At 67.0% G+C, this 25,441-nt stretch carries 16 protein-coding genes and 1 tRNA gene; 11 read left to right on the forward strand and 6 right to left on the reverse strand.

Annotated elements, in window-relative coordinates; genetic code table 11:
- Nucleotides 1-2: 2 nt before the first annotated feature.
- From cysS to RS901_RS12290, 10 genes are all read left to right on the forward strand, one after another.
- Entirely contained in the window at nucleotides 3-1,391 is a 1,389-nt protein-coding gene (cysS, locus tag RS901_RS12245; RefSeq protein ID WP_316149026.1) for a cysteine--tRNA ligase, read from the forward strand.
- Entirely contained in the window at nucleotides 1,388-2,227 is an 840-nt protein-coding gene (locus RS901_RS12250; protein ID WP_316149027.1) for a DNA-3-methyladenine glycosylase, read from the forward strand. The genes cysS and RS901_RS12250 overlap by 4 nt, the downstream gene beginning before the upstream one ends.
- A gap of 115 nt (nucleotides 2,228-2,342) precedes the next feature.
- Complete coding sequence (locus tag RS901_RS12255; RefSeq protein WP_010808961.1) at nucleotides 2,343-3,314, forward strand: acetyl-CoA carboxylase carboxyltransferase subunit alpha; 972 nt, start codon at nucleotides 2,343-2,345, stop codon at nucleotides 3,312-3,314.
- Nucleotides 3,280-4,731 (forward strand): tRNA lysidine(34) synthetase TilS, encoded by a 1,452-nt coding sequence (gene tilS / locus RS901_RS12260; protein ID WP_410054107.1) that lies wholly within the window; start codon nucleotides 3,280-3,282, stop codon nucleotides 4,729-4,731. Before RS901_RS12255 ends, tilS begins: the two co-directional genes overlap by 35 nt.
- 123 nt (nucleotides 4,732-4,854) lie before the next feature.
- Nucleotides 4,855-6,105 carry an aspartate kinase gene (locus tag RS901_RS12265; protein ID WP_316149028.1) on the forward strand — a complete coding sequence of 417 codons (1,251 nt, stop codon included), beginning with the start codon at nucleotides 4,855-4,857 and terminating at the stop codon, nucleotides 6,103-6,105.
- A 129-nt stretch (nucleotides 6,106-6,234) separates the two neighbouring features.
- A tRNA-Ser gene (locus RS901_RS12270) sits at nucleotides 6,235-6,328 on the forward strand.
- A 463-nt stretch (nucleotides 6,329-6,791) separates the two neighbouring features.
- Entirely contained in the window at nucleotides 6,792-10,205 is a 3,414-nt protein-coding gene (locus RS901_RS12275) for a bifunctional diguanylate cyclase/phosphodiesterase (RefSeq protein ID WP_410054108.1), read from the forward strand.
- 69 nt (nucleotides 10,206-10,274) lie between these two features.
- A complete protein-coding gene (locus tag RS901_RS12280) occupies nucleotides 10,275-10,850 on the forward strand; it encodes a hypothetical protein (protein WP_316149030.1) in 576 nt (191 codons plus the stop codon).
- Nucleotides 10,851-11,054: 204 nt separating this feature from the next.
- Entirely contained in the window at nucleotides 11,055-11,384 is a 330-nt protein-coding gene (locus RS901_RS12285) for a hypothetical protein (RefSeq protein ID WP_316149032.1), read from the forward strand.
- A gap of 92 nt (nucleotides 11,385-11,476) precedes the next feature.
- Entirely contained in the window at nucleotides 11,477-14,980 is a 3,504-nt protein-coding gene (locus tag RS901_RS12290) for a pyruvate carboxylase (protein WP_316153485.1), read from the forward strand.
- An 85-nt stretch (nucleotides 14,981-15,065) separates the two neighbouring features.
- On the opposite strand, the gene RS901_RS12295 is transcribed toward RS901_RS12290, so the two are convergent.
- Complete coding sequence (locus tag RS901_RS12295) at nucleotides 15,066-15,416, reverse strand: hypothetical protein (RefSeq protein ID WP_316153487.1); 351 nt, start codon at nucleotides 15,414-15,416, stop codon at nucleotides 15,066-15,068.
- A gap of 302 nt (nucleotides 15,417-15,718) precedes the next feature.
- Between RS901_RS12295 and RS901_RS12300 the strand changes: the two genes are divergently transcribed.
- Nucleotides 15,719-17,500, forward strand: a complete 1,782-nt coding sequence (locus RS901_RS12300) for a SulP family inorganic anion transporter (RefSeq protein ID WP_316149033.1) — start codon at nucleotides 15,719-15,721, stop codon at nucleotides 17,498-17,500.
- Nucleotides 17,501-17,538: 38 nt separating this feature from the next.
- Here RS901_RS12300 and RS901_RS12305 read toward each other — a convergent pair whose 3' ends face one another.
- The 5 genes from RS901_RS12305 to RS901_RS12325 form a co-directional block, all read right to left on the reverse strand.
- Nucleotides 17,539-18,864 carry an MFS transporter gene (locus RS901_RS12305; RefSeq protein ID WP_316149034.1) on the reverse strand — a complete coding sequence of 442 codons (1,326 nt, stop codon included), beginning with the start codon at nucleotides 18,862-18,864 and terminating at the stop codon, nucleotides 17,539-17,541.
- A 126-nt stretch (nucleotides 18,865-18,990) separates the two neighbouring features.
- A complete protein-coding gene (locus tag RS901_RS12310) occupies nucleotides 18,991-19,971 on the reverse strand; it encodes a tripartite tricarboxylate transporter substrate binding protein (RefSeq protein WP_316149035.1) in 981 nt (326 codons plus the stop codon).
- 70 nt (nucleotides 19,972-20,041) lie between these two features.
- Nucleotides 20,042-23,608, reverse strand: coding sequence for an indolepyruvate ferredoxin oxidoreductase family protein (locus RS901_RS12315; protein WP_316149036.1), 3,567 nt, complete (start codon nucleotides 23,606-23,608; stop codon nucleotides 20,042-20,044).
- A gap of 91 nt (nucleotides 23,609-23,699) precedes the next feature.
- A complete protein-coding gene (locus RS901_RS12320; RefSeq protein ID WP_316149037.1) occupies nucleotides 23,700-24,734 on the reverse strand; it encodes an Ldh family oxidoreductase in 1,035 nt (344 codons plus the stop codon).
- The gene (locus tag RS901_RS12325; protein ID WP_316149038.1) at nucleotides 24,731-25,435 is read right to left on the reverse strand and encodes a GntR family transcriptional regulator; all 705 of its coding nucleotides are present in this window, start codon (nucleotides 25,433-25,435) and stop codon (nucleotides 24,731-24,733) included. The genes RS901_RS12320 and RS901_RS12325 overlap by 4 nt, the downstream gene beginning before the upstream one ends.
- Nucleotides 25,436-25,441 lie beyond the last annotated feature (6 nt).

Here is a 25,441-nt window from a genome sequence, read left to right on the forward strand (position 1 = left end):
TCATGCAGCTTCTGAACATCTACAACACGCTCGCGCGTGAGAAACAGCCATTCGTGCCAATCGAACCCGGCAAGGTCCGCATGTATGTGTGCGGCATGACGGTGTACGACTACTGCCACGTTGGCCACGCTCGCGTGATGGTGGTGTTCGACATGGTGCACCGCTGGCTGCGTGCCGCCGGCTACGAGGTGACGTATGTGCAGAACATCACCGACATCGACGACAAGATCATCCGCCGCGCGGCCGAGAACGGCGAGACCATCGGCGAGCTGACCACGCGCTTTATCCAGTACATGCACGAGGATGCCGCCGCGCTGGGCGTGATCCGTCCCGACCACGAGCCGCGCGCCACCGACTATGTGCCGCAGATGCTGGACATGATCGGCAAGCTGGAGGCCAAGGGCCTGGCCTACCAGGCCAGCGACGGCGACGTGAACTATTCGGTGCGCAAGTTCGACGGCTACGGCAGGCTTTCCGGCAAGTCGCTGGAAGACCTGCGCGCCGGAGAGCGCGTCAGCGCCAACGATGCCAAGCAGGACCCGCTGGACTTCGTGCTGTGGAAATCCGCCAAGGCCAGCGAGCCGGCCGAGAGCAAGTGGGAATCGAAGTGGGGCGCCGGCCGCCCGGGCTGGCACATTGAATGCTCCGCCATGAGCTGCGCGCTGCTGGGCGAGCATTTCGATATCCATGGCGGCGGGGCTGACCTGCAGTTCCCGCACCACGAGAACGAGATTGCGCAGTCTGAAGGCGCCAGCGGCAAGCCCTTCGTCAATATGTGGATGCACAACGGATTCGTGCGCATCAACGACGAAAAAATGTCCAAGTCGCTTGGCAATTTCTTCACCATCCGCGAGGTCCTGAAGTCGTACGACGCCGAGGTCGTGCGCTTCTTCATCCTGCGCGCGCACTACCGCAGCCCGCTGAATTACAGCGATGCGCACCTGGACGATGCGCGCCACGCGCTGACGCGCCTGTACACGGCGCTCAAGGACAGCCAGCCGGGCGGCTGCGCGGTGGATTGGGACGAGCCGCACGCCAAACGGTTTGCCGAGGCCATGGGCGACGACTTCAACACGTCGATCGCGATGTCCGTGCTGTTCGACCTCGCCAGCGAGATCAACCGCACCGGCTCGACGGCGGCCGCGCGCCAGCTCAAGGGGCTGGCCGGCACGCTGGGCCTGCTCGAGCGCGACCCGCACACCTTCCTGCAGGGTGGCAAGTCCGACGACGGCCCGTCGCCGGACGAGATCGAGAAGCTGATCGCGGCGCGCAAGACCGCCAAGGCCGAGCGCAACTTTGCCGAGGCCGACCGCATCCGCGCCCAGCTGCTGGAAGCGGGCATCGTGCTGGAAGACAAGCCTGGCGGTGCCACCGAGTGGAGGCGTGCTTGAACGCTGCCGCGCGCAAGCCCGCCACCGCCACGCCGCCGGCCACGCCTCCCGCTACGAGGGGCCGGGCGAAGGCGGCCGGTCCGCGCCCGGGCAAGGCTGGCGCCAGCGAGGCGCCGCTGCCTGATGGCAAGGACACGGCCAGAGGCACGCGCAACGCCAGGGCCGTGCTGCCCGAGGCGGATGCGGTGCCGCTGCCGGTCGAAACCGTCATCGACGCGGTGCGCCCCGCCTACTGGGACGAGGCCTGCGCCGACCTGATGAAGCGCGATCGCATCCTGCGCAAGATGATCCCCACCTACGGCCCGGCGCACCTGGTGTCGCGCGGCGATCCGTTCGTCACGCTGGCACGCGCGGTGGTGGGCCAGCAGATCTCGGTCAAGGCGGCGCAGTCGGTGTGGGAGCGGCTGCATGCGCTCTGCCCCAAGCTGACGCCGGCACAGTTCCTGCGCGCCGGTCCCGAGAAGCTGGCAGGCTGCGGCCTGTCCAAGCGCAAGGGGGAATACCTGATCGACCTGGCCGACCACTTCAAGGCGGGTACGGTGCATGTCGCCGAATGGGCGCAGATGGACGATGAAGCGGTGATCGCGGAGCTGACGCAGATCCGCGGCATCGGCCGCTGGACCGCCGAGATGTTCCTGATGTTCAACCTGATGCGGCCCAACGTGCTGCCGCTGGACGATATCGGCCTGATCAACGCGATCTCCGCCAACTATTTCAGCGGCGAACCCGTCACCCGCAGCGAGGCGCGCGAAGTCGCGGCCAACTGGGAGCCGTGGCGAACCGTGGCCACGTGGTATATGTGGCGCAGTCTTGACCCGTTGCCAGTGACGTATTAGTCATCGCAGCAAGAAAATTTTGTGGCAGGTGCAGTCCGGGCTATCTGGCAGGCGCTAAGATAGCGACCAAATTCCGGTAGAATGCGCCCCTTCACAGACAGGTACGTGTGATTTTATGAAAACCACCTTCCTGGATTTTGAGCAGCCCATTGCCGAACTCGAGGCAAAGATCGAAGAACTGCGCTTTGTGCAGGACGATTCGGCTGTTGATATTTCCGAAGAGATTTCGCGGCTGGCTGGCAAAAGCCAGCAGCTGACCAAAGACATCTACGCCAACCTGACCCCATGGCAGGTTGCGCAAATCGCCCGCCACCCCCAGCGTCCCTATACGCTGGACTACGTGCGCGAGATCTTTACCGATTTCCACGAGCTGCACGGCGACCGCACCTTTGCTGACGATCTTTCGATCATCGGCGGCCTGGCGCGCTTCAACGGCCAGGCGTGCATGGTCATCGGCCACCAGAAGGGCCGTGACACGAAAGAGCGCGCCATGCGCAATTTCGGCATGCCCAAGCCCGAAGGCTACCGCAAGGCCAAGCGCCTGATGGAGCTGGCCGACAAGTTCGGCCTGCCGATCTTCACCTTCGTCGACACCCCGGGCGCATTCCCCGGCATCGACGCCGAAGAGCGCGGCCAGTCCGAGGCCATCGGCCATAACCTGTACGTGATGGCCGGCCTGAAGGTGCCCCTGATCGCCACCATCATCGGTGAAGGCGGTTCGGGCGGCGCGCTGGCGATTGCCGTGGGCGACGTGGTACAGATGCTGCAGTTCGCCACCTACGCGGTGATCTCGCCGGAAGGCTGCGCCTCGATCCTGTGGAAGACCGCCGAGAAGGCACCGGAAGCCGCCGAGGCGCTGGGCCTGACCGCGCACCGCCTGAAGGCGCTGGGCCTGATCGACAAGATCGTGAGCGAGCCGCTGGGCGGCGCGCACCGTGACTACAAGGGCATGGCGGCGATGCTCAAGCGCTCGCTGGCCGAGTCGCTGCGCCAGTTCCAGGGCATGAGCGTGAAGGAGCTGCAGGCTCGCCGCTATGAGCGCCTGCTCGCCTATGGCAAGTTCAAGGAAACCGGCACCCAGGACTGACCCGTCCGCCCGGCTGACCGACAAGGTCGCACAGGCCCTCCAGGCCGGTGCGGCCTTTGTTGTTTCTGGCGGCGGCACGGGCGCGGCGACGATCGCGGTGGCCCTGTCGGGCGGTCGTGATTCGGTCGCGCTGCTGCATGCCGCCCGCGCGGCCGCGGCGGAGTGGGGCGTTGGCGCGCGCGTGGTGGCGCTGCATGTCCACCACGGCCTGCAGGCGGATGCCGACGACTGGGACCGCTTCTGCGCCGCGCTGTGCGCGCAGTGGCAGGTCGGCTATTTCGTGCGGCGGGTGTCGGTGCAGCCCGAAGCGGGCGAGGGCGTGGAAGCGGCCGCGCGCCGCGCGCGCTATGCCGCGCTGGCGGCGATGTGCGTCGACAGCGGCGCGCGCCTGCTGCTGTTTGCCCACCACCAGGACGACCAGGTCGAAACCGTGTTGCTGCGGCTGTTCCGCGGCACCGGCGTGGCCGGCATGGCTGGCATGCCAGCGCTGCGCCCGCTGGACGACCGCAGCGGCGTGACGCTGCTGCGCCCCTGGCTGGATGTGGCCCGCGCCGAGATCGAGGCCTATTGCGCGGCCAACGCGCTGCAATGGGTCGACGACCCGTCCAATGCCGATGACCGCTATGCGCGCAATGCGTTGCGCGCGCACCTGCCGGCGCTGGTGGCGGCCTTTCCGGCGTTGTCGGCCAACGTGGTGCAGGCGGCCGCGCATTTCGCCCAGGCCGGCGCACTGATCGACGAACTGGCTGCCGCCTCGCTGGCGGCGCTGGCACGCCCCGGCCGCGATGCCGACACGCTTTCCGAACTTGATCTGGCAGGGCTGCGCGCCTTGCCCATGGCACATGCCGATGCCGTGCTGCGCTTCTGGCTGCGCGACCTCGGCGTGCGCGCGCCGTCCACCGCCCGGCTGGCGGCGATGCGCGAGCAACTGGTCACCCACGCTGGCGGCGAACCCGCAATCGCGCATGAGGGGCTGGTCCTGCGCCGCTTCCGCGACCGCGTGCTGGCCTGCACGCCGCCACCGATCGCTGCGCCGGCACCCGTGACGCTGGACTGGCGCGGCGAGGCCCGCATCGTCGTGCCCGCCTGGCGCGGCGAACTCCATTTCTTCCGCGATGACACCTTCGGCGTGCCCGAAGCGGTGCTGCGCCAGCCCTTGTGCCTGGCCGCCCGCAGCGGCGGCGAGCGTATCGTGCTGCGCCCGGGCGGCCCGGCCCGGGCCCTGAAGCAAGCCTGCCAGGAAGCCGGCATCCCGGCCTGGCGCCGCGCCTGGCTGCCGCTGCTGTGGTCTGGCGATACGCTGGTGCTCGCCGCCGGCCTGGGCATGCACCGCCGCTGGCCGGACGCTGCGGCGGCGCCGCGCTGGCGCGTCGAATGGCATCCGCGGCCGCCGGCAGTGGCGATGCCGCCGCACTGAAGCCCCTGGATCGCCGCCGGCATCACTTCCAAACTGCAGCCCGAACTCCGCTCCCGCCTTGCCTGACGGGGCTTGTTCGTGTATTTTCAAAGGCTTTGCACAATCGCTGGCGTCGACAAGAAGATGGCTCTCATCGTTCACAAATACGGCGGCACTTCGATGGGTTCCTCGGAACGCATCAAGAATGTCGCCAAGCGCGTGGCCAAGTGGCACCGCGCCGGTCACCGCGTAGTCGTGGTGCCTTCGGCCATGTCGGGCGAGACCAATCGCCTGCTGGGACTCGCCAAGGAAATTTCGCCGCAGCCCAATCCGCGTGAACTGGACATGCTCGCCTCGACCGGCGAACAGGCCAGCGTGGCACTGCTGGCCATCGCGCTGCACGGCGAAGACATCGATGCGGTCAGCTACACCGGCTGGCAAGTGCCGGTGAAGACCGACTCGGCCTATACCAAGGCCCGTATCGAATCGATCGACGACGAGCGCATCCTGGCCGACCTCGACGCCGGCCGCGTGGTCGTGATCACCGGCTTCCAGGGCATCGACGACGACGGCAACATCACCACGCTGGGCCGTGGCGGCTCGGACACCTCGGCCGTGGCCATCGCCGCCGCCATCGAGGCCGACGAGTGCCTGATCTACACCGACGTGGACGGCGTCTACACCACCGATCCGCGCGTGGTCGAAGACGCCCGCCGCCTGGACCAGATCACCTTCGAAGAAATGCTGGAAATGGCCAGCCTCGGCTCCAAGGTGCTGCAGATCCGCTCCGTGGAGTTCGCCGGCAAGTACCGCGTGAAGACCCGCGTGCTGTCGTCGCTGACCGACCCGCTTATGCCGCTCGAGCAGGAAATGCACTCGGGCACGCTGATCACTTTTGAGGAAGACTCCACCATGGAAGCAGCCGTCATCTCCGGCATCGCCTTTGCCCGTGACGAAGCCAAGATCACCGTTCTGGGCGTGCCGGACAAGCCGGGCATCGCCTACCAGATCCTGGGCCCGGTCGCCGACGCCAACATCGACGTCGACATGATCATCCAGAACCAGTCCGTCGACGGCAAGACCGACTTCACCTTCACCGTGCCGCGCGGCGAGTACCAGCGCGCACTGGCTATCCTGAACGACGGCGTGAAGTCGCATATCGGCGCCGCCAGCGTGTCGGGCGACCCGAAGGTGTCGAAGGTGTCGGTGGTGGGCGTGGGCATGCGCTCGCACGTGGGCATCGCCAGCAAGATGTTCCGCACCCTGTCGGAAGAGGGCATCAACATCCAGATGATCTCCACCTCGGAAATCAAGATCTCGGTGCTGATCGACGAGAAGTACATGGAACTGGCCGTGCGCGCGCTGCACAAGGCCTTCGAACTGGAACAGGCGTGATCCGTTCGTGAACACTTCTGGCGGGACCGCGATTTTTGTGTTGAGTGATCGATTTTTCGTTGACCAACACGTGCGGCGCCGCTAGAATACGCGCTTCGTTGTGTGGCTCCCTCGCACAACGCAAGTTTGGGAGACGTGGCCGAGAGGTCGAAGGCACTCCCCTGCTAAGGGAGCATCCGGGCCAAAACCTGGATCGAGGGTTCGAATCCCTCCGTCTCCGCCAGCAATGGCGGCGAACCCCGGAAGATCGCGGTCTTCCGGGGTTTTGTTTTTTGCGGGTCTCGTTGTCCGAACAGACACCCGCCACATCTCTGCTGCCCGTGCCGTTGCGTAGGGCGGCGCCAACCCTCGAAGTCCATATCGCGATCTGGCGACGAAAGAGCGCCAGTTTCTGCAGATGCTCCCGTTAAAGCCATTGATCTGAATTCGGAGCCCACGGCCAGCGCGTGCCTGGATACCTCGCGAACGGAGTCAGTATTTTCGCTTGCGGCTAGCTTCTGCCAAGCCACTGTCCCCCCCTAAACTGCCACCCCACTTAAGTTGGGTGTTTACGCCACGATAATCAGGGCCCGTTTTTCCCCGCTTGTTATAAATTGTTAAGACATATAAGAGGCTGGGTTTCGAATCGAACCCCAGCCAATAAGTGCACTGTTAGCATCAGTCGTTGGTGACGGCCGCTCAGCCGCATGGCTGCCATCGACATCCGGGGGGAAACAATCTTGCGCCAGACGCTTGCGCGCGTGCTGCGCCCGCTTGGACGCCTTGGGTCGCGCACCATCACCGCGGGCACCTTGCTGCTTGGCGTGATGACGACGGCTGTCGTCTATGCGTTCTGCACCGACCTGCTCGAAAGGGACGTCCGCCTGCGTTTTGAGAACGATACCGGCGACGTGATCCAGCAGATCGATACACGGATCCGCCTCTATACCGATGTACTGGTGACCATGCAGGCGCTGTTCGGCGCCAGCGACCATGTCTCGCGCGGCGAGTTTCGCGATTTCGTCAGCGGCTTGAACCTGCCGCAGCGCTATCCCGGTTTCCAGACGCTGAACTACGCGCCGTACGTGCCGGCGGCCGAGATTGACGCCTTTGTTGCCCGGCAGCGCAGCGATCCGATCCTGCGCGAGGCGGGCGTGACGTTCAACGTCCGGCCCCCCGGCCGGCGGCCAGGGCATTTCGTGCTGACCTATGTCGAACCGCTCGACATCAACCTGGCGTCGATCGGCATCGACATGGGCGCCGAGCCACGCCGCCTGGCCGCGCTTGAGCGCGCGCGCGATACCGGGCAGTCAGTCAGCAGCGGGCGCCTGATCTTCAGCGAGGCAAAGAACCCGCATGTGGGTATCGCCCTGCGCCTGCCGGTGTACCGCAAGGTGCCCGACCTGGATTCCGTGGAAGCGCGCCGACGTGCCTATGTCGGCTCGGTTGGCGCGGGGATCCGGGTGGATGACCTGCTGAAGGACCTGGTCAGCAATGAGAACCTGCGCCGGATCCGGTTCCGCGTGCATGACGCCGGAGACTTCGCGGAGGCGCCGGTCCCTTCCTCCGCCGCCAACCTGCTCTATGACAGCCTGACCGGCCTGGCGGCCGGGAAGCACAGCCGGGGCGCTGGCGGCAGCGCCGTCCACGCCAGTGCCGCGCATGGCGCGACGGCACTGGCGGACGGCCAGGCGGCCCCGGGCGCGGGCCAGCATGACCTGGTCACGAGCGTGGTGCGGAATTTCGGTGGACGGCGCTGGGTGATCGCGTTTGCTGCCGATGCCAAGGCCATCAGTGGTCCCCAGCGCTACCTGCCGGCGCTGGTGGTGATTTCCGGCCTGATCATCAGCGTGCTGCTGGGGTGGCTGGCCTATGCCCTGTCGAGTTCGCGGGCGCGCGCCGTGGCCGTGGCCGACCAGGTGACGCACAGCCTGCGCGACAGCCAGGCCGCGCTGGCCGAGGCGCAGCAGATTGCCCGCCTGGGCGACTGGCGCATCGACCTGGACAAGGACATCGCGCATTTTTCCCGGGAAATGGCGCGCCTGCTGGGCTTGCGCGGCGACAAGCCGACTCCGGAAGCGCTGTTCCAGGCGATCGACGTCGGCCATCGCGCCGTGCTGCGGGAAAGGATGCGGGCAGCCCTGCAGGATCGCCAGCCGTTCGAGTTCGAGTGCCCCTACCGGTCGCGGCGCGGACGCCGGGGCTGGCTGCACCTGATCGGCCACGCGCATGGGGCCGCGGATAGCGCCGTGCTGCGGGGCACGGCGCAGGACATCAGCCAGCGCAAGTCCGCCGAGCAGGCCAGGATGCAGGAACACCAGATTGCCCTGCACCTGGCCACCGCCACCAGCGAGACCGAGGTGCTGGAGGAGATTGTCCACACGCTGCTCGAAGGCATGGACTGGGAGGCCGGTGCCTTCTGGCCGGGCGATGACAGCCAGGGGCTGAAGCTGCCGCCGGTCTACCTGGTCCGCGTCAAGGCGCTGCAGCCCTGGCTCGCCGAGCGTCCCGCAGGGCCGGCCGGCGCTGCGGTCTTGCCGGCGCCGCAATGGTATGCAAGCCGGAGCGCGATGGCCCGGCATCCGCAAGCCAGGTGGCTCGACGCGGGCGGGATCCGGACGGTATTCGCCTTCCCGCTGAGCAGGGGCCACGTGAAGCTCGGCGTGGTCGAACTCTATTCCCGCAGCAAGCGCAGCCCCGATACGCATGCGCTCGCGATGGCGGGCGGCATTGCCAATCAGACCGGGCACTTCCTGCTGCGGCGCCAGGCCGAGGAGAACCTGCGCTTCCTCGCCAATCACGATGCCCTCACCGGCCTGCCCAACCGCCTCATGTTCAAGGCCGAGTTCGAGCAGGCGCTGACCCGTGCTCGCGCCAGCGGCCAGGCCCTGCATGTCATTTTCGTGGACCTGGACGAGTTCAAGGTCGTGAACGACACGATCGGCCACAATGCCGGCGACATCGTGCTGCGCGAGATGGCCGACCGGTTGCGCGGGAGTCTGGAGGAGGTGGAGCTGATCACCCGCTTCGGCGGCGATGAGTTCGTCGTGCTGCTGTACCCCAAGGGCGATTCGACGCTCCTGGAGCGGACCATCGCCAGGATCCAGGCTGCGCTCGCGCCAGGCTTCGTCGTCAACGAGTCGGAGCTGCGCATGACGGCAAGCATCGGCATCAGCTCCTTCCCCGAGGACGGCAGCGACTGGCAGACCCTGCTCAAGCATGCCGACCTGGCCATGTACGGTGCCAAGCAGCTCGGCAAGAACGGCTACCAGTTCTACTGCCGGGGCATGAGCGCGTCCCTGCAGCGGCGCATCGACATGGAATCGCACCTGCACCGCGCGCTCGAGCAGAACGAATTCATCCTCTACTACCAGCCGCGCATTGCGCTCGCGTCGGGAGCGTGCACGGCGGTCGAGGCACTGATCCGCTGGCGCCACCCGGAACTGGGCCTGGTCATGCCCGGGGATTTCATTCCGTTCGCGGAGCAGAGCGGCGCCATTGTCGAGATCGGCGCCTGGGCGCTGCGCGAAGCGTGCCGGCAGAATGCCGCATGGCGCGCGCAGGGGCTGCCGCCGGTGCGTGTTTCAGTCAATCTTTCGGCACGGCAGTTCGCCGACAAGTCGCTCAGGCTGACCATTATCGATGCCCTGCGGCAAGCGGCGCTGCCCGGCAACCTGCTGGAGCTGGAACTCACCGAAAGCATGATCATGCGCGATGCTGAACAGGCTTCCAGCTGGCTCTCGCGCCTGAAGCGCACCGGCGTTCGACTGGCGATCGACGACTTCGGCACCGGCTATTCCTCGCTTGCCTACCTGAGCCGCTTCCCGATCGATACGGTCAAGATCGATCGTAGCTTCGTCCGCTACGTACCGGAAAGCCGCAGCGACACGCAGATTACCAGCGCGGTGATCGGGCTCGGCCACCGGCTCGGCCTGGAAGTGGTAGCCGAAGGCGTGGAGAACGAGGCGCAACTCGAATTCCTGCGCCGCGAAGGCTGCGACGAGGTGCAGGGCTACTACTTCAGCCATCCGCTGCCGCCGGCGAAGATCACTGCCTTCCTCGCCAGCCGCATGGAGAACGGCCCCGCTATCGAGCACGGGCCGCAACCGCTGCGCGCCTGACTGCCGGCAATCCGGCGCGCTTATGCAAGTCCAATAAAAGGCAGTCAAATAAAAATGGGAGCATGAATCATGCAGGTCCGTAATGTTGAAACCATGTGGCAGGCCATCGACGCCCTCGACTTTTCCAGGATGAAGGCCAAGCTGCTGCACCAGAAGCATGTGCATTGGACCCCGGAATCGCTGGAGCAGGCGGAGAGCGGCTACCGGCAATTCCTCAAGCTGGCGGCGAAGCATCCGGACACGCCCGCCGTCCCCAGCGAGCAGGTGGATGCCTTCTGGCATGCCCACATCCTGGATACCAGGCGCTATGGCAGCGATTGCGAGCGCATCTTCGGCTATGTCCTTCACCACGACCCCTACGTTGGCATCGACGGTCCGGAGGATGAGGCCCGCCTCCTGCAAATGGCCGCGGCGAGCGATGCGCTGAGCATGCGCGAATTCGGCAACCCGCTGACGTCTGCCGCATATTGCGCCCGGGCAGCAGCCGACGAGGCCGCGTACTGCGCCCGCATCGCCAGGACGGAGGAACCGGCGTACTGCGCACGCATGGCCAAGGCGGAGGATCCCGCGTACTGCGCCCGCATGGCCAAGGCCGGCGCCCCCGCATACTGCGCACTGGCCTCGCCCCAGCCCGCGGCCTGCTGAAGGCCTGGCATTCGTGGCCGGGTGAGGGTCGTCAGCCTGGCCACGTTGCCCACGCCGGCGCTCTCGGTTGCCGCGCGGCACAGGTGCTGCATCGCGCATCGGCCGCGGCATCGATGAAATGAAAAATTTCATTTCTGAAATCCGATAGGCTGGCCTCGGAAGAAAATCCTCCACTAAATCAAAGGGATGGTGCCTGAATCGGCCGTGGCCCGCTTCTTGCGGCTGCAGGCCGGGATGGGCGCGTATTTCATCGTGCCTGCAAATCTGCCGTCGCCCAGGCCATCGCGCTGCTCGTGGGCAGGCGAACCTGGTCTTGAAGAGGAAGGCACCACGATGTACTACGGAAGAAACGGAGCCCGCGCGCACAGCCGCGAGCTTGCCGGAGATGGCGATCAGCCGCTTGCCGGCCAGAATCGAAGCGAGCATGGCGATCGGGACCAGCCGTCGCCAAAGCGAGCCAACTGGGCATGGGCCGCTGCATCGGCGCACTATGACTGGATGGACTCGCACGCCCCATTTGCCCATTACGACTAGCGGCCCGGGCAAGCCTCGCGCCCGTGCTGCATCCCTGATCACCTGAGCCTGCCGTGGCGGTTGCGCACGGCTGGTTCATTTCCCTGCGCCCCATGGACTACGCCCCTATCCGTTCCCTGCTGATTGCCAACCGTTCCGAGATCGCGATCCGCGTGATGCGCGCCGCCGCCGAGATGAATGTGCGCACGGTGGCGATTTATTCGAAGGAAGACCGCCTCGCGCTGCATCGCTTCAAGTCCGATGAGAGCTACCTGGTCGGCGAGGGCAAAAAGCCGCTGGCGGCTTACCTCGACATCGACGACATCCTGCGCATTGCCAGGCAGGCGAAGGTCGACGCCATTCATCCGGGCTATGGCTTCCTTTCGGAAAACCCTGACTTCGCGCAGGCCGTGATCGACGCGGGAATCCGCTGGATCGGCCCGTCGCCCGAGGTCATGCGCAAGCTTGGCAACAAGGTGGCGGCGCGCAACGCGGCGATCGAGGCGGGCGTGCCGGTGATGCCGGCAACCGATCCGCTGCCGCATGACCTGGAAACGTGCAAGCGCCTGGCCGCCGGCGTCGGCTATCCGCTGATGCTCAAGGCAAGCTGGGGCGGCGGCGGACGCGGCATGCGGGTCCTGGAAAGCGAGCAGGACCTTGAGGGGGCGCTCGCCGCGGCGCGGCGCGAGGCGCTGGCCGCGTTCGGCAACGACGAGGTGTATGTCGAAAAGCTGGTGCGCAACGCGCGCCATGTCGAAGTGCAGGTGCTCGGCGACACGCACGGCAACCTGGTGCATCTCTATGAGCGCGACTGTACCGTGCAGCGGCGCAACCAGAAGGTGGTGGAGCGCGCGCCCGCGCCGTACCTCGACGATGCCGGCCGGGCCGCGCTGTGCGAATCGGCCCTGCGGCTGATGCGCGCGGTCGGCTACACGCATGCCGGTACGGTCGAATTCCTGATGGATGCCGACTCCGGCCAGTTCTACTTCATCGAAGTCAATCCGCGCATCCAGGTCGAGCACACGGTCACGGAGATGGTCACCGGGATCGATATCGTCAAGGCGCAGATCCGCGTGACCGAAGGCGGCCATATCGGCATGACCGAGAACACGCGCAATGAGAACGGCGAGATCGTCGTGCGCGCAGCGGGCGTGCCGGTGCAGGAAGCGATTTCGCTCAACGGTCACGCGCTGCAGTGCCGGATCACCACCGAGGACCCGGAGAACGGGTTCCTGCCGGATTATGGCCGCCTCACCGCCTACCGCAGCGCGGCCGGCTTCGGCGTGCGCCTGGACGCCGGCACCGCCTACGGCGGCGCGGTGATCACGCCGTACTACGATTCGCTGCTGGTCAAGGTCACCACCTGGGCGCCGACCGCGCCCGAATCGATCCGGCGCATGGACCGTGCGCTGCGCGAGTTCCGCATCCGCGGCGTCGCGTCCAACCTGCAGTTCCTCGAGAACGTCATCAACCATCCCGCGTTCCGGTCCGGCGATGTCACCACGCGCTTTATTGACCTGACGCCGGAACTGCTGGCGTTCACCAGGCGCCTGGACCGCGCCACCAAGCTGCTGCGTTACCTGGGCGAGGTCAGCGTCAACGGGCATCCGGAGATGAGCGGCCGCACGCTGCCATCGCTGCCGCTGCCCACACCGGTCCTGCCTGCCTTCGACACCAGCGGTGCGCTGCCCTACGGTACGCGCGACCGGCTGCGCGAGCTGGGCGCGGAGAAGTTCTCGCGCTGGATGCTGGAGCAGAAGCAGGTGCTGCTGACCGACACCACCATGCGCGACGCGCACCAGTCGCTGTTCGCCACGCGCATGCGTACCGCCGACATGCTGCCGATCGCGCCGTTCTATGCGCGCGAACTGTCGCAGCTGTTCTCGCTGGAGTGCTGGGGCGGCGCCACCTTCGACGTGGCGCTGCGCTTCCTCAAGGAAGACCCGTGGCAGCGCCTTGAGCAACTGCGCGAGCGCGTGCCCAACGTGCTGTTCCAGATGCTGCTGCGCGGCTCCAACGCGGTCGGCTACACCAATTATGCGGACAACGTGGTGCGCTTCTTCGTGCGCCAGGCGGCCAGTGCCGGCGTGGATGTGTTCCGCGTGTTCGATTCACTGAACTGGGTGCGCAACATGCGGGTCGCGATCGATGCCGTCGGCGACAGCGGCGCGCTGTGCGAAGGCGCGATCTGCTATACCGGCGACCTGTTCGACAAGTCGCGCGCCAAGTACGACCTGAAGTACTACGTCGGCATCGCGCGCGAGCTGAAGCAGGCCGGCGTGCATGTGCTGGGCATCAAGGACATGGCAGGCATCTGCCGTCCGCAGGCCGCGGCGGCACTGGTCAGGGCGCTCAAGGAAGAGACCGGGCTGCCGGTGCATTTCCATACCCACGACACCAGCGGCATCTCGGCCGCTTCGGCACTGGCCGCGATCGAGGCCGGCTGCGATGCGGTCGACGGCGCGCTCGACGCCATGAGCGGGCTGACCTCGCAACCCAACCTGTCGAGCATCGCCGCGGCCCTGGCCGGCAGCGAGCGCGATCCCGGCCTCAGCCTGGAGCGCCTGCACGAAGCGTCGATGTACTGGGAAGGGGTGCGCCGCTACTACGCGCCGTTCGAATCCGAAATCCGCGCCGGCACCGCCGACGTGTACCGCCACGAGATGCCCGGCGGCCAGTACACCAACCTGCGCGAGCAGGCGCGCTCGCTCGGCATCGAGCATCGCTGGACCGAGGTGTCGCGTGCCTATGCCGAGGTCAACCAGATGTTCGGCGACATCGTCAAGGTGACGCCGACGTCCAAGGTGGTCGGCGACCTGGCATTGATGATGGTGGCCAACGACCTGAGCGCCGCCGACGTGTGCGATCCGGCCAAGGAAACCGCCTTCCCTGAATCGGTGGTGTCGCTGTTCAAGGGCGAACTGGGTTTTCCGCCCGACGGCTTCCCCGCGGAACTGTCGCGCAAGGTGCTGCGCGGCGAGCCGCCCGCGCCGTACCGGCCCGGCGACCAGATCCCGCCGGTCGACCTCGAGGCGGCGCGCGCCGCGGGCGAAGCAGCGTGCGAACAGCCGCTCGATGACCGCCAGCTGGCTTCGTACCTGATGTACCCGAAGCAGGCCGGCGAGTACCACGCGCATGTGCGCAACTACAGCGATACCTCGGTGGTACCCACGCCGGCATACCTGTACGGCCTGCAGCCGCAGGAGGAAGTGGCCATCGACATCGCCGCCGGCAAGACCTTGCTGGTCTCGCTGCAAGGCACGCACCCCGATGCCGAAGAGGGTCTGATCAAGGTCCAGTTCGAGCTGAACGGGCAGTCGCGCACCGCGCTGGTCGAGCAGCGCAGCACCACGCAAGCGGCGGCGAAGCGCCACAGCCGTCCGGTTGCCGAGCCCGACAACCCGCTGCATGTCGCCGCGCCCATGCCTGGCTCGATCGTGACGGTGGCGGTGCAGCCGGGGCAGCGCGTGGCCGCGGGCACGACGCTGCTGGCGCTGGAGGCGATGAAGATGGAGACCCATATCGCGGCGGAGCGGGACTGCGAGATCGCCGCAGTCCATGTTCAGCAGGGGGATCGCGTGGCGGCGAAGGATTTGCTGATTGAACTGAAGGGCTGACGCTGGCTGGCAGGCGCAGGCTCCGATTCGCATCCCGCAGCGAACCGTCCGCCACCTCCACCACGCCGTGCAGACGGATTCCCGGCTACGTGCAGTTGTCCCGGTACGCCTGCTGCAGTTGCTTGCGCGTCTTGTCGCGTTCGATCTTGGGGATGGTGCGGCCCTGCGCGGTCTGGGTGGCAGGGCCGGATGACTGGTAGGAGCGCTTCTTGGAGGTGGCGTTGTATTGCTCCTTCAGGGCTTCGCACTTGGCGCGCGCGGCCTCTTCAGGATCGGGCGAGGCGGCTGACGGGGGGCGATAGGGACTGGCCCCGCCTTGCACCGCTTCCGATATGGCGCCGGCGGCACCGTCTGCCGGTGCGGGCTGCGCCAGGGCAGGCGAGGCCCACGCCAGGGCCAGCAGGCCGGTTGCCAGGCATCTTGTCGAAATCGGCATCATGTCTCTCCCCGGTGCAAAGGCATTCCGCTGGGCGCGGGAACCCTGTCGGACTACAGGCTGGCTTGCCAGACCATCTTATGTCCCATTGGTGGGATTGTCACAAGCGAATGACCCGGGCGGTTCTCCCCCGGTAGCCAGGGCGGGAGCGCGGTGCGCCAAGCAGGCAGCATTGCATTGCAGCATCCGAGCTGCTTCGCGGCACCCCGACCAGGGCGTTCCAGGGCAGACTGGGCCACTTCTTTCTTTGATCCCGCGGGGCGGCACCCTCTATAGTCGATGTATGCCAAGGAGATGCCCCCATGGAGCCTCAGAACCTGACCCCCGCCGCGGAGCGCGAAGCCGACAAGGCACCCGGGTGGTTGCGCTGGCTCCCCGGGATCCTGATGCTGAAGTCATACCAGCCGGGCTGGCTGCCGAGCGACCTCGCCGGCGGGCTGGTGCTGACCACCATGCTGGTGCCGGTAGGCATCGCCTACGCGGAGGCCTCCGGCGTGCCCGGTGTCTACGGACTCTACGCCACCATTATCCCGCTGCTGGTGTATGCCGTGTTCGGCCCGAGCCGGATCCTTGTGCTGGGGCCGGATTCGGCCCTGGCCGCGCCGATCCTGGCTGTGGTGCTGCAGGTCTCCGGCGGCGATCCTGCGCGCGCCATCATGGTGGCCAGCATGATGGCAATCGTCTCGGGCGTGGTCTGCATCGTGATGGGGCTGTTGCGGCTGGGGTTCATTACCGAGTTGCTGTCCAAGCCGATCCGCTACGGCTATATGAACGGGATCGCGCTCGCGGTGCTGGTCAGCCAGTTGCCCAAGCTGTTCGCCATCTCGATCGAAGACGCCGGCCCGCTGCGGGAGATGATCAGCCTCGGCCGGGCCATCCTGGCCGGCGAGACCAACTGGTACAGCCTTGCGGTCGGCGCGGGCAGCCTGGTGCTGATCCTGTTCCTGAAGCGCTTCGAGCGCATTCCCGGCATCCTGATCGCGGTGATCATTGCCACGCTGGTCGTCAGCGTGCTCCACCTGGACCAGTCCGGCGTGAAGGTGCTGGGCCAGATCCCGCAAGGCTTGCCGGCCTTTGTCGTGCCCTGGGTGAGCGATGCGGACCTGCTGAAGATCCTGCTGGGCGGGTGTGCCGTTGCGCTGATCTCGTTCGCGGATACCAGCGTGCTGTCGCGCACCTTTGCCGCACGCACCAACACCCGCGTCGACCCGAACCAGGAGATGGTCGGGCTGGGCGCCGCCAACCTGGCCGCGGGCTTCTTCCAGGGCTTTCCGATCAGCAGCAGCTCGTCCCGTACGCCGGTGGCCGAAGCCGCGGGCGCGAAGACCCAGCTTACCGGCGTGGTGGGTGCGCTGGCCGTGGCGGCGCTGCTGATGTTCGCGCCCAACCTGCTGCAGTACCTGCCAAACAGCGCGCTGGCCGCGGTGGTGATCGCGGCGGCCATCGGCCTGTTCGAGGTGAATGACCTGAAGCGCATCTACCGGATCCAGCAGTGGGAGTTCTGGCTATCCATGGTGTGCTTTGCCGCGGTGGCGGTGTTCGGGGCCATCCCGGGGATCATGCTGGCCGTGGTCATCGCCGTTATTGAGTTCCTGTGGGACGGCTGGCGGCCGCACTATGCCGTGCTCGGCCGCGTCGAAGGGCTGCGCGGCTACCACGACATGCAACGCTACCCGCATGCGCAGCGCATCGACGGCCTGGTGCTGTTCCGCTGGGATGCGCCGCTGTTCTTCGCCAATGCCGAACTGTTCCAGGAGCGGCTGATGGAAGCGATCGATGCATCGCCGACACCCGTGCGCAGGGTCGTGGTGGCGGCAGAACCGGTGACCAGTGTCGATGTCACCTCGGCCGACATGCTGCGCGAACTGAGCCACATCCTGCGCGAGCGCGGCATCGCGCTGCATTTCGCCGAGATGAAGGATCCGGTGCGTGACAAGCTCAAGCGCTTCGAGCTGATGGAAGCGATTGGCGACAAGAATTTCCATCCGACCGTTGGCAGTGCGGTGGATGACTACCTTGGACTTGACGACGGCCCGGCCGGCACGGGCAGCGGAAGTGCGCCTGCGGCGCAGGCCGGCCAGTGAAAAGACCTGCGCCGCATGCTTCGTTGCCGGTGCTGGGCTTACGAGAGCCGCCGGCCGAGCGTCTCCGGCACCATGGCCAACCCGAGCAGCGACACCAGGCCGCAGCCGATCAGGTAGAACGCCGGCGCATTGGGACTGCCTGTCAGGTGGATCAGCACGGTCGAGAACAACTGGGCAAAGCCGCCGAATATCGCAATGGCCACATAGTAGGTCACGGACATGCCGGTGGCCCGCAGACGCTGCGGCAATACCTCGCTCACCAGCACCAGCGTGGCGGGCGAAGTCATGGCCATGGGGATGGCCAGGCACCCGACCACCACCAGCAGGCAAGTCAATGACGGAAAGGTGTTGAGCACGAAAAAGGCTGGATAGGCCATCAGCAGCAACACCACGCGCGACCACCACACCATGGTGCGGCGCCCGACGCGGTCGCACATCCACCCGGCGATCGGGCCAAACACCACCATCATGGCCGCGGCCACGAAGCCGGCCCAGACCGCCTCCCCGCGCGGGATATGCAGCTGGAAGGTGGCGTAGTTCGGCAGATAGTAGGCGATCAGGTGTACCGCCGCGGCGAGGCCGGTCATCAGGAGCACGCTGGCCACCAGCTCGCGCCAGTGCTGACGCATCAGCTGCCATCCGCCGGCAGCGGCCTTCTTGCGCGGCGGCGGCACCAGCGTTTCCTCCAGGCGCCGGCGGATCAGCTGGCCGATGGGGATTACCAGGATGCCGAGCAGGAATGCAGCGCGCCAGCCCCAATGCTCGAGGGCATCGGCGCTGAGCGTATGGCTGAGCGAGAGCGCCACCAGCGCTGCGAACACGGCGGCAATACCCTGGCTGGCCGTCTGCCAGCTGGTGTAGAAGCCGCGCGAGCGTTCGTCCGCGTACTCCAGCAGCATGGCGCTGGCCGAGCCCATCTCACCGCCGATCGCAAAGCCCTGCAGCAGGCGTGCGAGGATCATCAGGATCGGGGCCAGGTAGCCGATCTGTGCATAGGTCGGCGTCACCACGAGGATCAGGGCGCTGAACGCCATCAGCCACATCGACAGCAGCACCGCGGGCTTGCGGCCGTGGCGGTCGGCGTACGCGCCGATCACCAGTCCGCCCAGGGGCCGCATCAGGTAGCCCGCGCCAAAGGTGCCGAACGAAAGTAGCAACTGGCCGAGCGGATTGCCGACAGGAAAATAGAGGGGAATGATCAGGGTGGCGAAGAAGTTGTACACCCCCGAGTCGTATAACTCCAGGGCACCGCCGATGGTGATGGCGGTGACCGCAGAAGTCCTGGACATGGGCTTGGGGTTGTCCTCGGCCGGCGCGGGCGTGGACACTGGCGACGCCATGGTGGTGGTGGGATCGAAGGGCAAAGCTGTCTCCTGGCGCGGCCATTGCTGGTACGGATGCGGGCAAGACGCCGCCGCGCGCGGTTGTTAGTCTGATGAAGTGAGTCGGTTGAGGCGGGTCGCGGCCTGGCGCCGCCAGGCCGTGCTGCCTTATTCCAGCCGGAATCCGGTCTGCTTGATGGCGAGCGCCCATTTTTTCTGCTCGGCCGCCATGAACGTCGCAAACTGGTCCGGAGAGCTCTGGCTGGCCGGCTCATAGCCCCTGCTGAGGAGCTGCTGGCGTACGCCCGGCGCATTGAGCGCCTTGTCGATCTCCTTGCTCAGCAGCGCCACGATCTCCTTGGGCGTGCCGGCAGGCGCGACCAGGCCATACCATTCGCTCGCCTCGATACCCGGGAAGCCGGCTTCGGCCATGGTCGGCACGTCCGGGAACAACGGCAGCCGCTGCCTGCTGGCCACGGCGATGCCCTTGAGCTGGCCGCCCTTGACGAACGGCATCACCGCCGGCACGCCGTGGAACATCATCTGGATGTGGCCTCCGACCATGTCGGTCAGCGCCTGCGGTCCGCCCTTGTAGGGCGCGTGCACGACGTTGATATGGGCGGTCTCCTTGAACACCTCAGTGATCACGTTCTGCTGGGTGCCCGGGCCGACCGATGCATAGCTGAGCTTGCCGGGCTCCGCCTTGGCGCGTGCCACCAGGTCCTTGACCGAGCCGCCCACGGACGGGTGGATTACCAGCATGTACGGCGAGCTTGCCATCAGCCCCAGCGGCGCGAAGTCCTTGCCCATGTCGAAGGGCAGGTTCTTGTGCAGGCTGGCGTTGATCGCCATCGGTGCGCTGGCGACCAGCAGCGTGTAGCCATCCGGTGCCGCCTTGGCGCCCATGCCGGCGCCGATATTGCCGGTTGCCCCGGGCCGGTTGTCGACCACGACTTGCTGGCCCAGGCTGGCTGTCATCTTTTCGGCCACCGTGCGGGTGACGGCATCGACGCCGCCGCCCGCCGGCCAGGGCACGATGATGCGGATCGGGCGGTTGGGGTATCCGCCTTGTGCCAGCGCGCCGGTGGCGCAGGCGGCAAGTGCGATCGCGCCCAGGGTACGGCCAAAACGGTTCAGTACGGATTTCATCTGTTGTCTCCTCGCTGTCTCTGGCGGGCCCCGTGCGGGTGGCGGCGCCTACGCTGTTTCAGTCTTTGGTTTATGCCGCTTCAGTAGCCCTGGTCTGTCCCGGCTTTGCGCTCCCTTGCTGCCATTGCGCCATCAGCCGTTCCCAGCGGGCACGGGTGGCCGCCAGGTTGCGCGCCTTGACGTGGCCGTAGCCGCGGATCTCCTGCGGCAGCCGGGCAATCTCCAGCGCCAGGTCAAGGTTTCGTGCGGAAAGTGCCGGCAGCAATGCTTCCACGCTGCGCCGGAATTCACCGATCAGGGCCCGCTCGTGCTTGCGCTCCAGGGTGTAGCCGAAGGGATCGAATGCCGTGCCGCGCAGTCCCTTGAACCGGGCCAGTACGCCGAACGCGGTGCGCATCCACGGGCCATAGGCGCCCTTCACCAGTTCGCCGGCCTGGTTCTTCCGCGCAAACAGGGGAGGGGCCAGGTGATGGACCAGCCGGACCTTGCCTTCGAACATCGACGCGATCTGCTGGCGGAATGCGGCGCCGGTATGCAGGCGAGCCACCTCATATTCGTCTTTATAGGCCATCAGCTTGAACAGCGAGCGGGCCACGGCCTCGGTCAGGCGGGTGCCGCCGACGACCGATTCCGCCGCCTTCACGCGGCCGACAAACGACTCGTATTGCGCCGCATAGGCCCGGTTCTGGTAGCCGGTCAGGAAATCGGCGTGCTTCTTCATCAGTTCCTCGACCGGCACCTTGCGCACGAACTGGATCACCTGCGAGCCGGACGGCTGCGCGGGTAGCTTTGACATATCGTGGGCGCACAGCCGGCCCCATTCGAAGGCCGCCTTGTTGCTGTCGACCTGCACGCCGTTGAGCTCGATGGCGCGCATCAGCGCGGCGTGCGACAGCGGCACCTTGCCTTTCTGCCAGGCATAGCCGAGCAGCAGCAGGTTGGCGTAGATCGACTGGCCGAGCAACTGCTTCGCTACCTGTTCGGCGTCGAAGCTGGCGAGCTGGCCCTCGCCGACGGACTGCGCGATCCTGCCCACGGCCTCGCCGACCTGGGGATCCCAGTCGGGGTTGCGGACGAAGGCCGCGGTCGGGGTGATATGGCTGTTCAGCACCACATAAGTCCGCGCCGGCGACATCGCGGCCAGCGAGGTCTTGCTGGCGGCGACCACGGTATCGCAGGCGATCACCAGGTCGGCCATGGCCATGTCGACGCGGCTCGCATGCAGGGCGTCCGGGCTGGCGGCGATCTGGATGTGGCTCCAGGTGGCCCCGCCCATCTGCGCCATGCCGGTCGCGTCCTGGGTGATCACACCCTTGCCTTCGACGTGGGCGGCCATGCCCAGCACGCCGCCGATGGTGACGATGCCGGTGCCGCCGATCCCCGCCACCACGATGCGCTGCGGCTTGCCGGCATCCGGCAGCGTGGGCATCGGGATGGCCGCAGGCGTGGCGCGGCCGCTCGCGGTGGTGGCGGGCTTCTTCAGTTGGCCGCCTTCGACCGTGACAAAGCTCGGGCAGAAGCCCTTGGTGCAGGAGAAGTCCTTGTTGCAGGTGTCCTGGTTGACCTTGCGCTTGCGCCCGAAGTCGGTTTCCACCGGCTGCACCGCCAGGCAGTTGCTTTGCACCGAGCAGTCGCCGCAGCCTTCGCACACCAGCTCGTTGATGACCACGCGCCTGGCCGGATCGGCCATGGTGCCGCGCTTGCGCTCACGGCGCTTCTTGGTGGCGCAGGCCTGGTCGTAGATGATCGCGGTCACGCCGGACACCTCGCGCAGCTCGCGCTGCACGGTATCGAGCTCGTCGCGGTGGCGCACGGTGACGCCGGCGGCAAGGTTGCTGACGCCCTTGTACTTGTCAGGGTCGTCGGTCACCACCACGATCTGTCGCGCGCCTTCGGCGGCCAGTTCGCGCGTCATCGCCGGCACGTCGAGCTGGCCGTCCACCGGCTGCCCGCCGGTCATGGCCACGGCGCTGTTGAACAGGATCTTGTAGGTCAGGTTCACGCCGGCATGGATCGACTGGCGCACCGCCAGCAGGCCGGAGTGGTTGTAGGTGCCGTCGCCCAGGTTGGCGAACATGTGGGTGCGCTTGCTGAACGGTGCCTGGCCCATCCAGTGCACGCCTTCGCCGCCCATCTGCGACCAGGAAGTGGTCGAGCGGTCCATCCACACCACCATGCCGTGGCAGCCGATGCCGGCCGTCGCGACCGAGCCTTCCGGCACTTTGGTGCTGGTGTTGTGCGGGCAGCCCGGGCAGAACCATGGCAGGCGGTCGGTGGCGCGCGCATCGCCCTGGGCGGTGGCGCGTTCCTTCGCTTCGATTTCCTGCAGGCGCACGTCCATGCGCGCGGCCACGTCGGCCGGCACGCCCAGCGCCTTGAGCCGCTGCGCGATGGCCTTGGCCACCAGCGCGGGCGAGAGATCGGCCTTGGCGCGCAGCAGCCAGTCCTCGGCGGGCTTGCGGTGGCTCCATTCGCCGCCGGCGCCGTCGGTGTGGTGGTACTTGCCGAAGACGGCCGGGCGGGCGGCGGGCGGGTAGTGGTACAGCTCGTCCTTGAGCTGCTGTTCGATGATGGGACGCTTTTCCTCGACCACCAGGATTTCGCGCAGCCCGCGCGCAAAGTCGCGCACGCTGTCGGGCTCCAGCGGCCATACCACGCTGACCTTGTGCAGCCGGATGCCGAGCGCGCGGCAGGTGGCGTCATCCAGGCCGAGATCAAGCAGGGCCTGGCGCGTGTCGCTGTAGGCCTTGCCGCTGGCGATGATGCCAAGGCGGTCGTTGGATCCCTCGATCACGTTGCGGTTCAGGCGGTTGGCGCGCACATAGGCGAGCGCGGCCGGCCACTTGAACTCCATCATGCGCGCCTCGGCCGCGAGCGGATCGTCAGGCCAGCGGATATGCAGGCCGCCGTCGGGCAGGGCGAAGTCTTCCGGCAGCACGATGCGCACGCGATCCGAGTCGGTGGTCACCGAGGCGCCCGATTCCACCACCTCCTGCACGGTCTTCATGCCGGCCCACAGTCCGCTGAAGCGGCTCATGGCCAGGGCATGCACGCCCAGGTCGAGGATGTCCTGCACATTGGATGGGAAGAACACCGGCAGCCCGCACGCCATGAAGGTGTGGTCGCTCTGGTGGGCCAGCGTGCTGCTCTTGGAGACGTGGTCATCGCCGGCGAGTGCGATCACGCCGCCCAGCGGCGAGGTGCCGGCAAGGTTGGCATGCTTGAGCGCATCGCCGCTGCGGTCGACGCCGGGGCCCTTGCCGTACCAGATGCCGAATACGCCGTCGTAGCGCTTGCTGGCGGCATCGAAGTCCAGTTGCTGCGAGCCCCATACCGCCGTGACGCCGAGTTCCTCGTTGACGCCGGGTTTGAAGACCACGTGGTTATCGGCAAGATGCTTCCTTGCCTGCCACAGCGCCTGGTCGTAGGTGCCGAGGGGCGAACCGCGGTAGCCGGAAATAAAGGCGGCAGTGTTGTGGCCGGCCGCGGCATCGCGCTTGCGCTGCAACAGCGGCAGGCGTACCAGCGCCTGCACGCCGCTCATGTAGGCACGGCCGGAGTCCAGCGCGTACTTGTCGTCGATCGACACGGCTTGCATCGCCTGCCGGGCCGCGTCGGGGAGGATTGGAGCATTCATAAGGGCGGTTTTCAGGCAAACAGGGTTGAACGGGGCCTGCCGGCGTGCCTTGGCACCCGGATTCCAGGCAATACAGGTGATGGAAGCGGCGCTAGCCGGGGAGGGGGATGCCGAGTTCCCGGCCTAGCGCATCCAGTTCCCGCACGACCGCGTCGGGCAGGGCGATGCCTTGCTCGCGGCCTTCGCGTTCGAGCGCTTCGCCACGGTGTCCGGGGAGCCGTGCGTCGGTGCCGCCGGCGGCAAGATAGTTGCCGGTCCACTGCGCCATGTAGTCCGCGAACAGGTCCTTGCCGGCAAAGGCGTCCGGCTTGACCAGCCAGACAAAACCGCCCTGGCGGCCGACCGCGCCGGCGCCTGAGACGGTGTTGCGCGCGGGAGAAAGCGAGTCCGCGGTGGCGGCCATGGCGCCGGCCAGGCACTCCACCATCATGGCGATACCGATGCCCTTGTGCCCGCCGGTGGGCAGCAGCGAGCCTGCCAGCGCGCGTTGCGCATCGGTGGTCGGATGGCCGTCGGCGTCGAGCGCCCAGCCCGCGGGAATCGGCTTGCCTTCACGGGCGGCCAGCAGGATGTGGCCGCGGGCGGCGACGCTGCAGGCGACGTCGAACACGATCGGCGCCGCGCCCGGCAACGGGCAGCCGAAGGCAATGGGGTTGTGCCCGATCGCGGCGCGGGCAAAGCCTTCCATGCCCAGCACGGGCGGCGTGCGCTGTCCGACCATGCAGAAGGCACCCGCCTCGGCAGCCAGCAGCGCCGGGATGCCCAGCGCGCCGAGATGGCCGCACGATTGCACGGCAACCAGCACCGACGCGCACGATTGCAGCGCCTCCAGCCCCAGTTGCACGGCACGCGGGCCCGCGATCTGGCCCATGGCGCCGTCGGCGTCGAGCACGATGCCGCCCGGGAAGGCCTTGTGCGAGATACTGGGGCGCGGGTTGAAATCGCCGGCACGCAGGCGTTCGACGTAGGAGGGCACCCGCGTCAGCCCATGCGTCTTGTAGCCGCGCAGTTCGCTGCGCACCAGCGCGGCGGCGGCTTCCGTCGCGTGGTCGGGCGCGACGCCGCACGACTCGAACACGGCGGCGGTCCAGCGCGCAAGGCTGTCGGTGTTCCAGCGGATACTCATGTCGATTTCTCCCGCACGATCATCAGGCGCTCCGCGAACGGGGCGGCATAGACCGACTGGTAGTAGAGCGGCTGGTCGCGCAGCGTGTAGCCGCGCAACTCCATGATGAATGCCGGCGCCTCCGGGTCGAGCCCGAGTTCCTGCGCGGCCGCGGCCGGGGCCGGGCCGAAGCGGATCCACTGGTCCACGCGCAGCGTCGGCAGCGACAGGCGCTGGCCGATCAGCTCGCGCAGATTCTTCTCCAGGGCATCGCGGTCCAGCCCGCCGAGTTGCGCGAAGTCTTCCTCGCGCAGCCAGAACTCGCTGTAGAGATCGAAGCGGCCGCCGACACTGATCACGCGCTCGATGCGCACGTAGCCGTCACCGGCGAGGAACTCCGACCACGGTCCCTTGCGCTTGATCCGCTTTACCGAGCGCGCGTGGACGTAGGACGGCAGCTCGTTGCCCTGTTCATCGCGAAAGCGCAGGTAACGGACATCGGCCGGCGCAACGCGCGTCCCGGAGACAAAGGTGCCCCGTCCCTGTTCGCGCGTGATCAGTCCGGAGTGCGTGAGCCGCGCCAATGCCTTCTGGATCGTGCCGACGCTGACCCCATGGAAGCTGGCGAGCTCGCCCTCGGAGGGCAGGCGGTCGCCCTCGCGCAGCGCGCCGGATTCGATGGAGCGGATGATCGCGTCGGAGACGCTGCTAAGTTTGGTCATGGTTGT

Source organism: Cupriavidus sp. BIC8F (assembly GCF_032465815.1).
In the GTDB taxonomy this organism is placed as follows: domain Bacteria; phylum Pseudomonadota; class Gammaproteobacteria; order Burkholderiales; family Burkholderiaceae; genus Cupriavidus; species Cupriavidus necator.

Bases quoted from the DNA above. Each gene is read 5' to 3' on its own strand.
- cysS (WP_316149026.1), top strand. From the start codon at position 3: ATGCAGCTTCTGAACATCTACAACACGCTCGCGCGTGAGAAACAGCCA.
- RS901_RS12255 (WP_010808961.1), top strand. From the start codon at position 2,343: ATGAAAACCACCTTCCTGGATTTTGAGCAGCCCATTGCCGAACTCGAG.
- tilS (WP_410054107.1), top strand. From the start codon at position 3,280: ATGGCAAGTTCAAGGAAACCGGCACCCAGGACTGACCCGTCCGCCCGG.
- RS901_RS12265 (WP_316149028.1), top strand. From the start codon at position 4,855: ATGGCTCTCATCGTTCACAAATACGGCGGCACTTCGATGGGTTCCTCG.
- RS901_RS12275 (WP_410054108.1), top strand. From the start codon at position 6,792: ATGGCTGCCATCGACATCCGGGGGGAAACAATCTTGCGCCAGACGCTT.
- RS901_RS12280 (WP_316149030.1), top strand. From the start codon at position 10,275: ATGCAGGTCCGTAATGTTGAAACCATGTGGCAGGCCATCGACGCCCTC.
- RS901_RS12290 (WP_316153485.1), top strand. From the start codon at position 11,477: ATGGACTACGCCCCTATCCGTTCCCTGCTGATTGCCAACCGTTCCGAG.
- RS901_RS12295 (WP_316153487.1), bottom strand. From the start codon at position 15,416: ATGCCGATTTCGACAAGATGCCTGGCAACCGGCCTGCTGGCCCTGGCG.
- RS901_RS12300 (WP_316149033.1), top strand. From the start codon at position 15,719: ATGGAGCCTCAGAACCTGACCCCCGCCGCGGAGCGCGAAGCCGACAAG.
- RS901_RS12310 (WP_316149035.1), bottom strand. From the start codon at position 19,971: ATGAAATCCGTACTGAACCGTTTTGGCCGTACCCTGGGCGCGATCGCA.
- RS901_RS12315 (WP_316149036.1), bottom strand. From the start codon at position 23,608: ATGAATGCTCCAATCCTCCCCGACGCGGCCCGGCAGGCGATGCAAGCC.
- RS901_RS12320 (WP_316149037.1), bottom strand. From the start codon at position 24,734: ATGAGTATCCGCTGGAACACCGACAGCCTTGCGCGCTGGACCGCCGCC.
- RS901_RS12325 (WP_316149038.1), bottom strand. From the start codon at position 25,435: ATGACCAAACTTAGCAGCGTCTCCGACGCGATCATCCGCTCCATCGAA.